This window comes from Janthinobacterium foliorum (genome assembly GCF_978021625.1).
The window spans coordinates 1-605 of sequence record NZ_CDXDQE010000051.1; the positions used below are offsets into that span (position 1 = coordinate 1).

General features: G+C 50.9%; 1 rRNA gene. It reads right to left on the minus strand.

Annotated features, from left to right (window positions below):
- Positions 1-605, minus strand: a 23S ribosomal RNA gene (locus tag ACZ92H_RS29420); the annotation flags it as partial.

Below are 605 nucleotides of genomic sequence, written 5' to 3' on the forward strand. Positions count from 1 at the left end.
GTGGGTTCGGACCTCCAGGGCGTGTTACCGCACCTTCATCCTGGCCATGAGTAGATCACTTGGTTTCGGGTCTACACCCAGCGACTGATCGCCCTATTCGGACTCGATTTCTCTACGGCTTCCCTATTCGGTTAACCTTGCCACTGAATGTAAGTCGCTGACCCATTATACAAAAGGTACGCAGTCACGGAACAAGTCCGCTCCTACTGTTTGTATGCACACGGTTTCAGGATCTATTTCACTCCCCTTCCGGGGTTCTTTTCGCCTTTCCCTCACGGTACTGGTTCACTATCGGTCGATTACGAGTATTTAGCCTTGGAGGATGGTCCCCCCATATTCAGACAGGATGTCACGTGTCCCGCCCTACTTGTCGTACGCTTAGTACCACCGGTCCGATTTCACATACGGGGCTATCACCCACTATGGCTCCACTTTCCAGAGGATTCTGTTATCGGTCCGACTATCACGTACAGGCTCTTCCCATTTCGCTCGCCGCTACTTTGGGAATCTCGGTTGATTTCTTTTCCTGCAGCTACTTAGATGTTTCAGTTCGCCGCGTTCGCCTTGCATACCTATGTATTCAGTATGCAATACCCTAAAAGGGT